General features: G+C 42.4%; 7 protein-coding genes. 2 read left to right on the top strand and 5 right to left on the bottom strand.

Translation table 11 applies throughout. From position 1 onward, the window contains the following. Positions 1 to 9 precede the first annotated feature (9 nt). Entirely contained in the window at positions 10 to 1836 is a 1827-nt protein-coding gene (locus N7U62_RS21735; RefSeq protein ID WP_264140225.1) for a sugar-binding domain-containing protein, read from the bottom strand. Between the two features lie 12 nt (positions 1837 to 1848). Beyond that, complete coding sequence (locus N7U62_RS21730) at positions 1849 to 3324, bottom strand: family 43 glycosylhydrolase (protein WP_264140224.1); 1476 nt, start codon at positions 3322 to 3324, stop codon at positions 1849 to 1851. 386 nt (positions 3325 to 3710) lie between these two features. On the opposite strand from N7U62_RS21730, the gene N7U62_RS21725 reads away from it, so the two are divergent. Then, positions 3711 to 4853, top strand: a complete 1143-nt coding sequence (locus tag N7U62_RS21725; RefSeq protein ID WP_264140223.1) for a glycoside hydrolase family 43 protein — start codon at positions 3711 to 3713, stop codon at positions 4851 to 4853. Positions 4854 to 4926: 73 nt separating this feature from the next. On the opposite strand, the gene N7U62_RS21720 is transcribed toward N7U62_RS21725, so the two are convergent. After that, complete coding sequence (locus tag N7U62_RS21720) at positions 4927 to 7347, bottom strand: T9SS type A sorting domain-containing protein (protein ID WP_264140222.1); 2421 nt, start codon at positions 7345 to 7347, stop codon at positions 4927 to 4929. 293 nt (positions 7348 to 7640) lie between these two features. Between N7U62_RS21720 and N7U62_RS21715 the strand changes: the two genes are divergently transcribed. Then, positions 7641 to 9206, top strand: coding sequence for a DUF916 domain-containing protein (locus tag N7U62_RS21715; protein WP_264140221.1), 1566 nt, complete (start codon positions 7641 to 7643; stop codon positions 9204 to 9206). Positions 9207 to 9266: 60 nt separating this feature from the next. Here N7U62_RS21715 and N7U62_RS21710 read toward each other — a convergent pair whose 3' ends face one another. Further along, on the bottom strand, positions 9267 to 12212 hold the full coding sequence (locus N7U62_RS21710; RefSeq protein ID WP_264140220.1) for a carbohydrate-binding protein: 2946 nt from the start codon (positions 12210 to 12212) through the stop codon (positions 9267 to 9269). Between the two features lie 353 nt (positions 12213 to 12565). Continuing rightward, positions 12566 to 14122, bottom strand: coding sequence for a RagB/SusD family nutrient uptake outer membrane protein (locus N7U62_RS21705; protein WP_264140219.1), 1557 nt, complete (start codon positions 14120 to 14122; stop codon positions 12566 to 12568). Between the last annotated feature and the right edge of the window lie 17 nt (positions 14123 to 14139).

Here is a 14139-nt window from a genome sequence, read left to right as displayed (position 1 = left end):
GTTCTTAATCTATTTCTCATCTCCAACATATTTTTCTTTCATTCTGTCTTTGGTATAAGTAGATTGATTGGCCTTAGTTACTCTTTCCTTGTCAAGTTTAATCTCCTTGCGGTCATAGGTATAAATCCCATTCATTTCGTTTTCGACATCTGTCCATTGGGTATAAACCGCGGCACTCAGGCCTTCCTCCTGAAATTCCAGGATCATATCAATAAATCGTTCGTACTCCATAGTAGCAGCCTCTTTCCCTTCATAGTTGTGATGTACCCAGGGTCCATCTGTATCCCAGATGTGACCTTTGATTTTGTAACCGATAGCACCATACTCACCATTCACTACCGCTCTTAGGTCATTGCCGAAAGGGACAGATGGCGGACGATAGCTATGATTATCCTTGATGTGCCCAACTACATAATCCACGTCAGGCTTTCCGGCATCAATTCCACTATTACCAGTTACGAGTCGCGTTGGATCCAGCTTCATCACATTCTCGGTATTGCGCACCACATCATAAGCACCCCAGTGCTCATTGAACACCACCCAATTGATGATTGAGGGGTGATTCCAATGGGTCTTGATCATTCGCTGAAGCTCCAATTCGAAGATTTCCTTGTCTTGCTCACTACGCTTCTTGAATGTGCTTGGCATATCTTGCCAAACCAGTATGCCCATCTTATCGCACCAGTAGTACCAGCGCTGTGGCTCTACTTTGATGTGCTTACGGATCATGTTGTATCCAAACTCCTTCGTCTTTTCGATATCCCATTTCAAAGCTTCATCTGTAGGCGCAGTATAGATGCCATCAGGCCAATAGCCCTGATCCAATGGTCCCATCTGAAAAACAAACTCATCATTGAGCATAATGCGCTGCATGTTCATGAATTTTGACATACTGATCTTGCGCATCCCCACATAGCTCTTTACTTCATCAATGGATTTTTCTTCTCTAATCAATTCAATTTTCACATCATAGAGAAAAGGACTATCTGGAGACCATAGCTTAGGATCAGGTACAGAGACATAAAATGGCAAGTTCAATTTGCCCAGACTACTACCGATCTCTTTATCTCCATCCAAAACGGTAATTTTAGCCATGGCTCCATCATCTATCTGAGAGGAAGCATTGACAGTCACCTCTATCATCTCACTTTCGACATCAGGAGTCGTGTGAATATCCTCAATGTAAATTTGCGGCACAGCCTCAAGCCAAACCGTCTGCCAGATCCCTGATGCAGGCGAGTATGCATAACGTTGTGGATCGTCGAATCGCTGATTATTCTGCTTTCCAACTGTAACAGCTTCGTCTGTTCCCGGATCGAATACTTGCACGATCACCTCTTGCTCACCATCCTCCAAAGCGGCCGTGATATCGAAGTAAAAAGCATCAAAACCTCCCTGATGAGTACCAACAAATCGTCCATTGATATAGACCGTAGCTTCCCAATCCACTGCGCCAAAGTGCATTAGAACTCTTTGCCCTTTCCATTTTTCGGGAACACTAAAAGTTCTTCTGTACCAGGCACGCTGTGATTCCAGTTGACGTCTGATACCTGATAGTGCAGACTCCCAGGGGTAAGGAACCAAAATGGTCTCCGAAAGATTTTGATCATATGGGATGCGATCGGTTTCATTTGCTTCTTGAAACTCCCAAAGACCATTGAGATTTTGCCAGGCCTCTCGCTCCATGATCGGACGAGGATACTCTGGTAATGGATTTTTGGAATCGACATCCTCAGCCCATGAAGTGACCAATGGCGCATCGGCCATCTGCCACTTCTGTCCAAATCCAGTGACTGATATCAGACAAAGGATCAATAATATATTTAGTCTTTTCATCTTTCAAGCTGATTATAATTTCTGCGGTGCGCCGGCAAAAAACCTGAGGTCGCTTAGCGTCTCTTTCTTGGCCCCTTCGATGGTGATATATACATCATGCTTACCTTCTGCTTCCCTCAGCATGGTGGTATTCTCAAGTTCTGAAAGTATGATCGTTCCCACTGTATAGCCTGATTGGACATCGTCTAAACGAATGGAAACCTTAACCCCCTCTTTCACTTGATGTGTCAGATCGAAGTAGTAATATCCCGATCCAAAATCCACATCCTTCAATTTGATAGTTGTCGCATTTTTAGTAATCGAGAGCTCCTGTCCTTTCAATTTTGCTCCTGATATCTCGGCTTTGGTCAAATCAACTTTGATTTCAAATGGTTGATCGACTTTCACAGGTACTACGCCAGATACAGTCTGCTGGACAGGTCTGACCGAACCGTCTTCGTTGTAGCGGATTTCATCGACGCAGACAGAGCGCTGTGTCCAAGTGCCTTCTTCAACGAAGCAATCTTGTCTCCAAGAAGAAAGTGCTGAGGTATGATAAAACAAATAGTCCTTACCATGATAGGTTACCACTCCTCCATGATTGGATTGAGTGAGTCTCCAGGGAACATAGTCATAGTCCATGTATTTAGGTCCCTCATTCACACCATAGCCTAATTCATAGTTCAGTATCCCGCCATAGCTCAACGGCCCCATCGGGCTATCACCCCAGCTGTAGTCCAATCGGGATTTTTCTCTGTCTATATTATCTGGATTCTCCTTTGATACGGGCTTACCATACTTCGTGTGATAGTTGAAATAGTACTTTCCTTTCCTCTTGTGCATCCAGGGTGCTTCCATGAAGTTTTTCTCCCCGTATTCCAACTTTACGGGCTCGGTGGCTAATTCGAACATATTGTCTTTGAGCTTGGCTACCCAGTGGCTGCCCCAGTAGAGATAAACTTCATCATCGTCATCTACGAAGATAGATGGATCAATTCCGCGCGTGCCTTCGATCTTGTCCTTGAGCACTGTGAATTTTTGGTCAGGGGAATTACTCACTGCCACTGCGATGTAAGTAGTCACTTTTGGTCTGCCATTGTCTTGCAAATCCTGACGATGACGGATGTGCACAGGATAGTAGAGATAGTACTTTCCATTGCGATAAACCATATCGGGAGCCCATAGGGCATAGTCATCCACCTTCGGATTCTCATTTGGTGCTATATCTTCTATACTAAAAACCTCTCCATGATCCGTCCAGTTGCGCATATCAGCCGAACTAAAGGTGTGATAACTATGCATGGTGCTGTATCCACCACCCTCATCCAGATCCACGGAAGTGACCATCCACACACGACCATCAGGCATCACATGTGGTGATGCATCTGCTGTGTACATGTGCTTGATCACAGGATTACCGAATGGATATGGTTCAGTATTACTATTCTCTTTTTGTGCAAAAACCTGAATGGACATAGCCATCAGCAATAGCCCTATACTCACTTTCATCTTCATAATGCTACTTATCTAACTTTTTTGGAAATACATGATTCTCGTGTGCCCATGCTTCCCATTTATTATTTAATTCCTTATCAATTCTTGATTTAGGTCAGTATATCCATGGATTTTAACCACTTATCAAGAGGGGATAAACCAATGAAACTTATTTTCCACCATAATCTTTAGTAATTCAGAAATTAAAGCTAGACAAAGCAAGCTGAGGAACTAAATACCAATAGAAGGTTTAAACCAATAAGCAAAACGTGTGGACATATGAGCAAATCCAATTTTGCTCATTTAATCAGTTGTTTGATCGAAATGTCCATAAGAATTCACCTTAATAGGCATTGAAGTGGGCAACTAATAAATTGAGCACTCAAAATAATACATGCGTGATGACTAAAAATTTAATATTAATTTTAGGTGCTTTGATTGGACTCAGCGCCTGCTCAAATCCTAAAAAGAACAAGATTGAAAGCACAAATACATTCAGCTATCAAAATCCAATTTCTTCTGGTATTGATCCCAATGGCCTGCGTGACTGCCAGGTACTGCGCGATGGAGACTGGTGGTATATGACCGGAACTTCCTATCCTCACTGGCTTAGACAAGAAAAAGACGGAAACCTCAACAAAGGAGTCGCATTATATAAATCCAAAGACCTGCTCAACTGGGAGTTTGTGGATTATATCGTCAAACAAGGTGGTCCTGACAAATGGTACTACCGTAGGTTCTGGGCACCGGAGATTCAGAAAATCGGAGGAAAGTATTACGCACTTTTCAATGCCCGAAATGATGAGATGGGCTACAAAGGGCAGCATCCTGGATATGCGGTAGCGGATCAAATCGAGGGGCCATACACGATGGTGACAGAAGACAAACCACTTTGCAATGGAAATGATCTGACCTTCTTCGAAGATGATGACCAAAAAGTATATGCTTTTTGGAATAGAGGCCGTGAATTTGGGATTGGCTTTGCTCAGATTGATTTAGAGACTGCCACATTCTTATCAGAACCAACTTCTGCGATTCAACCCGCTCAGGTGGATTATGAAAAAGATGATACTGGAGAAATCGTGATGGAAGCCAACTATGATGGTACAGCTCTCAGACCAAAAGTCGCCAAATACTACGACTGGGACGCCATCGGTATAGAAGGAGCCTATGTGATCAAAGAAAAGGACAAATATTACCTCTTCTACTCCAGCTGGACTCGTGGCTATGAGATTGGCTATGCGACAGCAGACCAAATCACAGGACCGTGGACGAAGTATGAAAAAAACCCATTTTATGGTGCTCAAAGCAAAGCCACTTGTGAGAAAAACGGCCTTGATTTTACCGGAGATCCCAACACTCCATTTGTAGCAGTGGGACATAACGAAATATTCACCGGACCTGATGGACGCAGGTGGTTGTCCTGTCACGGTATCGTAGAAGGTCAGCAACCGATGCTAGTCATCGATCCTATATGGTTTGACAAACAAGGTAATGTACAATCTGATGGACCAACTTACACCGAGCAATCAATAGAGTGGTAACTAATAATCGAAAAGAATAAAAAAAGGGATGAACAATTGGTGTTCATCCCTTTTTTGTGGTTTTCAATTAAGACTATTCTACCCAAAGTTTCTTGCTTATGATATTACCGTCCTCAGTGTAGAGTTTAAGAATATTTAATCCAGGTCGAAGATCAATGTCTAGCACAGTTGATTTACCCTTCAGCACTCCTTTGCTCAAAATTCTACCATCTATATCAATCAATTCATACGTATTGAGCTGATTAGATCCCTCAACTATCAAATGTAATTGCGAACCTGATTGTACGGGGTTTGGATAAACAACTACAGACAGTTCATTGTCCCAATCTGTCCTTAATACCACAGATTCTATAGTCAAAGGCTCAGTAGAACCCAAAGAAGCGTCTACATCGAAGGATTCAACATAGTATGTGTAGCTTTTTCCCGCGTCGGTTTCAATATCCATGTAACTCATCGCATCAGGGGCTAAGCTGGCAATTTCTATATATTCACCAGCATCTTCTTTGCGCCACACCTTTATTTCAGACTCTTGATTCGAGTTATCAAACCACGACAGATGAATCACTCCTTGCTCAGACACTCCTTTCAGATCACTTACCCCACCCGAAGGGCCAAAATAATCATCACCTTCTTCAAACTCCACCGCAAAAGAATGATTATCTGTCACATCCTGAAAATAGATAACTTGAGAACGATCACTTGAAGATGATGTTCCATATAAGAATTGCTCCACTCCATCCACAACTATTCGCTTAATTCTAAAACCTTCATCTGGAACTACTGTCACGGATTGATCTCTCTCGCCGATACAGGTTATCTCTCCATCCAAACCTGAAGGATGAATTTGCCCACCAACACCCACAGACGAAGACAGTTGAAACAAGTCTCCCTCAGTGTCGAAAGTAACATTTTGAACAAAATTATCAGCATCCTCATTAATTCCGTTTGTCCCTTCTAGGTTTATATTGAAATAGTCCGAGTGATTATCGAAGGTCACCAATACACCATCAACAATCAAATTAGTGAAAGTCCATCCTGACAACCAATTATCAGTCAAGCCATTCATTCGCTGCAAGGCAGTCACGCCATTGGTAAACTGAAACGGGTATTCCGTGGTTATATTCCTAAAAGTAAAATCGTTAAGATATCCTGGGTTCAATTCGTCCTTGAGTGTATAGGTAGCGTTCACCAGATAGGCATGTTCGTCTTCTATGTAGAGGTCTGAGAGGTAATTTTCTCTTAGTTTCATCCCATCTTTGGCTTGTGAACCTATGATTCCAGTATTGTTGTTAACGTTTCGTGTTTCACTGTTGATATAGGCATTATTTATATACTCAGCATAACCACTCCCCAAATCATTCCACCCTAACATCCCCACTGCTCCATTGTGTGTGGGCCAGAAAACTGAATTTTTCACCACATGAGGATCTCTCGCATAGTCATAATCATCATTGGTCTTGATAAAAATCTGATCTGCCACACTATCGCCACCAGGACGTATACCATCTTGATTGTACGACCAACCAATAATTTTCAAATTTTTGATACTAGTACGCTTGCTCGAAGGTATAGTGTGGTGTGTAGGGTTCTCTACGATTACACCTTCTATCTCTACATCCTCACAGCCAATAAAATTGATAAAAGGATCTTTCTTGTCATTTTCGTCTCTGAACCAGTGGAAGCTATAATTCTGGCCAGTAATTATTCCTCTGCCCCTCAATTTGATTTGATCATATCCATGCCCGTGAAAGGCACCACGAACAAATGCCCCTGGTTCCAGATAGATAATCTGGCCGTTTTTCGTGTAAGGCATTTGCCCCTCTTGGCCAAAAACTGAATGGTAATAATCAATCAAACGATAATCACCCTTTCGAAAGTAGATTACATTAGCATCTTCTAAATTATCATCCTCTCCAAACACAGCAACACTTGGACTTAAAGGGTCTGGTACATTGGTCTCAGGCTTATCAGCAAGAATCATGAGACTATTGAGAATATGTTCACCTTGCGGATTAGATGCTGCCTCATCTCTATTATCAGGAGAAACAAAATCTACGCTGATATACTTCGCTATTTCACTCATATCATGAGATATTTTGAATCGTACTCGATAACCATCAAAATATGTGGGGTTTATACCAAAAGCCTTTGGAGCAATCTCTACTCGTCTAGCGGGAGAACCAAACTTCTTTGTTACTTCGATCCAAACCTCTCCTTCAAAGGCAAAAGTTCCAAAGGTCATACTTCGATCGAGTAAATAATTAGCTATTCCATTGTCAGGAGACCGATCTGTCGGTGTGATCAATTCATCCTCGTCATTTGGGGTAGATAAATGTGGGTGGATATCATAAACTTTCCCACCTTGTATTACCTTAATTTCATAAAAATCTGATTTTGGTATTGAACTCGGCCACTCATAATTATGAACTTGACCAAAGGCCAAATGAGTAGATATCCAAAGAATAAAAACCAGACCTATTGCTTTTCTCATCATGCCAGAATATTTTTATAATGATAAATTCCTTCAAATAAACAATAGAATAAACCCATTGGCATTGTTGTGAATTCATGCTTTTTGCTCTATTGTTCTTCATCCAGTCAAAAGCTCACTCAGTTTCATTTTAAACCAGCAACAATATCACAAACCTGTACAATCCAACAAGCATTTAGCCTATATAGACAAGACATTCGTGTCCGTTGATATTAATATTGTTCTAACAAAATTTAGTCTTAATAGTTAGTTTGAACCTGACTACCCATTAGTCGGGTTCAATTTTCAGAATACTTATGAGAAACAATCTTTTTTTATGCATTACTATTTTTCTGCTAGCCTGTAGTTCAGAAAATAAAGATGCCAACCCAGAAATCACTGTTCAGTTCATTGTTACAGCTACTGCAATGAGCGAAGCAAATGAAAATAAACAAATCACATTGAATCTATCCAATACTGTTGGTTCGAATGAAGAAATAGTAGTTAGCGTCAATAGTAATGATGCAACTATAAATTCAGATTACACACTAGATCCCATCTCACTGGATCAAAAAATATTGTTACCTGTAGATTCAGGTTCTGAAGAAGTCAGTTTTCAGATCTCAACGATTGACAATGAAACAATAGAAGAAGACAAATACCTTGAATTTGAAATATCATCAGTATCCGATGGCTTGATTATTGGCAATAGGGATAAACTCACCCTTAGAATTGAAAATGATGACAGGGAAGAAACTACAGGTGAACCAGATGACCTAAGTGCCTTTCAAGATTTAGAATTGCCAGCCGGTATCCAATACCTCAATCAATTCGAATGGCAATCTGCTGAAGGAAAATTAACCCTATTAGAATCTTTAAATTTCAGCGATCAAAGTGATCAGGACAATGATCAGGAAGGGTTCTATTGGACTTTACCATCAAAAATCAAGGAAGTAGTCATTGCAGCAAATGTGACCATCACCGGTGGATTTAGAACCCAGGCTGAGGTAATCATCCGAGGAGAGGATCGTGAGACCAGCCGCATCTTTGGTACCGATTCGAAAAACTGGGCACTGGGTCCCAATGGTGAAACAGATTCCAGCTGCGGCAATCGTGCCGGAGACGACCGTGCGCACGACTGTGAAAAATGGCAGTATGGAGCTGTAAGCCCTACGGTGTTTGGCTCTACCTACCCCATCCACGTCCAAAGCCTGACGATCGAAAATGCCCGCACTTATGCCATCACTGCTTTTAACAATCCCGTCATGGTGGACAATGTTCACATTATCAACACTAGACCAGCTAAAACGGATGGTAATGACTATCGCTCCAACAGCGACGGCATAGGTGGTGGAGAAGGATCTGTGGTCACCAATACGCTGATTGACACCTGGGATGACGGCATCAAACTATACAAGGACTTCACAGTCAAAAATGTCACCATCATCCACAATGCCAATGGAGCCCCACTACAACTTGGCTGGGGTGCCAAAGACCCAACCATACACACCATCGAAAATGTGAAAATCATCCCTGCAGACAGTGGGCCAGCCAAACACAATCTGGCGATGATCTCCGCCTCTCTCACCAGCGGATCAGTAGATGCCACGCTTAACATCAAAGGAGCAGGTCTCTTTGCCGATTACAGCGGTAGAACCGGATTACAAATTCGCACCGGAGATCCATTGCCCTATGTTTGGCTAAAAAGTGCTGATGCCAAGGTGAAGCTCGTACTAGATACCGATGCAAACGCTGAACTAAAAGCACCCGCAACTGTCATGGGAGAAGGTAGTGCTACACTGCAAGACTTTTGCGAAGGAAATAACAACTGGGCCTTTGAAATGAAATGTGGGACAGAGGTAGCAACTGGAGCAGGGTTCTAAAATATTAAAAGCCGGCCAAATGGCCGGCTTTTTTATTCAACAGCTCGTTTTGACCTCAAACTATCTAATTACCAATCTAGATATCCAAACTCGATCTTCACTGGTCACTTTAGCAATCATTACTCCTTTCAGATTCAATTGAGTGGCTGACAACAGAGTTTCTCCTCCACTTTGCCAATCGCTATAAATTCTGGAACCAGATAGATTGATCAACTCCAGATGATAAGGTCCCTCTATTCCCTTAACTCGAATGTGAAACACATCAGATGCAGGGTTTGGGTATATCATCATCTCTGCTGGCTCTGAGGGTGATCCACTCCCATCCATAACCCGAGCACCACCATTCTGACTGAAAGAAATCCAGTCCAAATCATAGATATCAGTGCTTCCTACAAAGACTACATATACATCTTGTAATCCGCTGGCGTTCAAGTTGGCAGTAAAGTCTGTGTAGCTGCACCAGCCACCTGTATTCGTCACTTCCACCGATCCTGCCAAAGTGCCAGAAGGAGAATCTAATCTGATTTCGACATAGGAACCAGGACGTTCGTATCCGGCCGTAGCATGTACGGTAAAGGACGCAGAACCAGAACCGAAGTTCAGCTGATCAAATCGAATCCATTCACCTCCATCGATTTGTCCAATATGGGGTTGGCACCAGGTAGAAGTAGTCAGTCCTCCTGAATCAGCATCACTACTTTCTGCTTGCCAGGTTTGATAGGCATTCGTTCCAGCTCCTATCGATGGATCTTCAAAAACCCATAAGGTACTGCTACTCGCATCACTGGTCGGAGCTTGTTCTGCATTAGAACCTTCCGTAGCAGATACAAATCTCAAATGCTTGCCTGTGAATTTGTTGACCAGACGAAAACGGTCATTGCCTTCATTCACCAAAGCCCATTGTGTCCAGTTCCCTGTCCAATTGCTCTTACCTAATTGAATGCTTGAGCCATTATTCGTGTTTTCAGGCCGCATTCTTTTGGCTGCTTCTACATGCTTGAATCGATAGTATGTGCCGGTTTTTTCGACCTCCCATTCTGCAGAGCTATTTGGACTATTGGTACCTGATACCACTGCAAAATCTGCTGTACTTTGGGTATTCAGATATAATCCAGTTGCTACATTTTTGATCCAAACTGTAGATCCTGCTACTGGTGCATTGCCTGAACTAACTCCAGTAAATGTAGCCGTAATGCTGTGATTGGAATTCACGTTGCTAAAATTGTAACTACTCACCGCTCCCACTGAACTACCATCGACTAATACATCGCTCACCTGATATCCACTATTAGGAGTAATACTAAAACTCTGTGAACTTCCCTGACTAACTGTTACAGTACCTGGAGCAACGTTACCATTAGCAGTTTGCGTCACGGAGATGGTATAATTACTAACGCTACCACAACTGCCACTGATCGAAACACTACCAGATCCTCTTGCACTCACATTGCTTTGATCCATGCAGTTACCGTCTCGATATACATTTTCAAAAGTCACATTCGAGAAATGTCCAGAAGCCGCACCCACATAGCTTGGTGTATCATCATCCTCCTCTCCGAAAGAGACATTTTTTATGGTCATATTTAGACTACCAGCTCCACCGCCGCCCATCTGTCCATCCATTGCAATGGCGAGTAGGCGGATGAAACCTATATCATCCGGCATGTCCTGGTTGTTGATCCCGTCGATGACGATGTTGTCCCTCAGATCCATAGGATCATCTGGCGAAGGAAAATGTTTGAGCCAACTGATGATAGATTGGTTGGCCCAGAAACCTTCATTGAAATACCCGGCACGATACATGTCACAAGCTAACAAATAGGTGTTTTTTACGAGAATATCATCCCCTTCTTCCTTATCCCAGCCAAGCATCATAGCGGCACCATTCATCTGATGCCAGATGTAATTATTCTCGAACAAGCAGTCGTCCTGATAGAGCTTGAGCGCATCATCATTCACCTTCATGAAATTGTTTCGAACTACGGAATTCGCTTCTACACCTATTCCATCAGTCGTCTGATGATAGGCAAACATTTTGCAGTTACGCACCAATGCTCCAGTTCCTACCTGGATATTATATTTCCTTGGTAAAATACTAGTAATTCCGTCCACCGTTTGATTCATGTCAGGAATGAAAATACTGGCCTGATCCTTATAAGCCGCCATATTGATAGCCGAACTCAGAATCTGTGATGAGAAGTAATCACCACTGGAATAACCATAGGTATCTTCTCCCTCCAGAATTCCCCGACCATTAATGATCAAGTTTTCTGCTCTGGTGGCTCGGATATTGCCATGCACGATGGCCTCTCCATGAATATAAATCTGTTCAATTTGGTTCCCTTCGATCCGATTGCCATTATTGGCGCAAACGAAGAATGCTTGGTTTCCACTCTGAGGAGTATAACCATGAGTATCAGACTCATTGATAAAATGTTCTCCAGGGCCGAAATATACAATCTTCTTACTTCCAATATCCCTAATGGTCAGTGGATTATTCAAAGAGCTACTACCACCGGCAACAAAATACACGTCAGCTCCACTTGGATTAGGTACTTGCGTCTCTGCAGGATCACAAAAAATAAAGATGGGGTGATTCATGTTTCCATTGATTATCACCGAAACATACTTATTAGATGCAATTTTGAAATTGAGTTTATTTCCTGATTGAACCACCTGACTTACATGAGTGGGGCGGAACTCATAACTGTTGATATTGCCATTATTAAAGGTAATTTCCACCTCTACCAGTCCAGCTCCTCCATAGGAAAATGTGGACCAATGGCTATCCGTCATATTACTACTGGTAGACACCAGATGATGCACATGACTATTCTGAAAAGCACCTGAAGCTTCTTTGACCCTGACATCATAGCGGCTAGAGCTATACCCTGTGAATCCAGGAATCGGGCCGTAGGTGGTCAACTGAGCAGCTACCCAATGGGCAACCAACATCATAAGGAAGGCCATACAAACCGCCTTCCCATTCATTGTTAATTGTTTCATGTTTTAATCTTTCATATTGCTATTATTATATTATACATACCTCTTTTATTTAAAGTCAAAAGAGTACCACTACCTGATGAGGCATACCTTGACATGACTTGACCAGAAGCAAGTACATGTCTGCTAATTGAAACAGATTCAGAAATCCGAATGATTAAAAAAGAATTGCTGTCATCGAGCTGTTGTTATTCTCCATGAATGTCCCAACTACACAGGGCTGCCCACTCGACAATCAATAGAAATGGTGATTATAAAATCAGACCTATTGAAAGCATCAATAATGATCCTTGATCTGAAAATACCGACGTGCCCAAGATCTGACACGCCGGATTAAAATTTTAGATAATCATGACTTAGTTGCCATAACCATCATTTTGATTCAGGTTTTTATTCGCATTGAGTGCAAATTCTGGGATTGGCCACACAGTAGTGGTAGAGGCATCATTGTACTCAGCATCTCCAGCAAAATCACCGATGTCCCACTTATCAAATCTAATTTGATCCATGCGACGATGACCTTCTGTATAAAGCTCAAAACCTCTTTCATCAAAAACGTCATCCAAAGTCACATTGCTCAAAGGCATATCAGGTTCAAAAGCCCTTGCTCTTACCTGATTGACATATGCATCCGCCGCTGCAGACGTTCCATTGACACGCAGCTCACACTCAGCAGCCATTAGCAAAAGATCAGCATGTCTGATGATAGGCCAGCCATTGTGCATGCGATTGTTGATCGCAGTAGGATCTGTCTCCCACTTCGCAATGCGACCACCTGCATTCGCTGGAGCATTTCTGAGTGGAAAAACCGGATTCAAATCCAATTGCACGGGAGATGCTGCATTGGGATCTTCGTACAAAGGAGACCCGTCATCAAAGCTCTGAGGTCCAACAAGAATTCCTTCCCTTCTTTGATCATTGGCATCAAAACTTTGATAAAAATGGTTTTCGATAGAAATCCCACCCCAGGGTCCACCTGCCATCGAATACTTTTGAGTCAAGGCTCCATGAAAGCTGAAGTGAGGCCAAAAATTGCCATAGTTTGTTGACATATCAGTTGGTGATAAGTCTGCATAGAAGACAAATTCATCCGTCCTGTTTTCATTATTCACTCCAAACAAATCGAAATAATTTCCTCCATAAAGTGCGCTTTCCTGATCTGTATTCAGTATTTCCTCCAACAAGTCTAAGGTTTCGGCATATCGCTCAGTGCCTGTATACACACCAGCATTGATCAGGATTTTAGCCTTGATGGCTTTGGCTGTTGTTTTCGTGACCCTTGGGAACCAGCTAGGATTACTCACATAGCCCTCTGGTATATCCTGACCCAATACCCAATCCAACTCTTCTAATAAGAATTGTACAGTCTCTGACCGAGGTGTATTCCCCATTGGATCGTTGGCATCCTGAGCCTCCAATACCAACGGGATATCACCGTACAAATCGATGGCCAACCAATAGAAATAAGCCCTAAGTGTACGCATCTCTGCCAAATATTTAGACTTAACTGTTTCATCCGCCGAAGCAGCACTCAAACCATTGATGGAGGAGTTAATCACGGCAATGGCACTCATCATGTTGTTCCACACGCCATTGATAGGCCAACCTTGTTCGGGTTGAACATCGTGTAACTCCATATTTCTGTGAGTACCACCATCGTCCCATCCTCCACCTTCTCTAGAAGGAGTACAGGTTTCATCAGAATTTTGCGAAGTGGTGAACCAATAACCAAACCAACTCAAGGTTTGTAACTGACCATAACAAGCAGCTGTGGCCTGTTCAAAATCAGACTCTGTTTGGAAAAAGTTCTCCGAAGCAATCTTGTCCTTAAATACGGGGTTCAAATCCGTACAGGCTGCCATAAACCAAATGGATAGCAGGCCAATCGATATCTTATATATTTTATTTTTCATTTTGATTTTGTGTTTGG

The organism is Reichenbachiella ulvae (assembly GCF_025833875.1).
Lineage (GTDB): Bacteria > Bacteroidota > Bacteroidia > Cytophagales > Cyclobacteriaceae > Reichenbachiella > Reichenbachiella ulvae.
The sequence above is the reverse complement of the archived record's forward strand: the minus strand, read 5'-3'. Positions and strand labels throughout refer to the sequence as shown.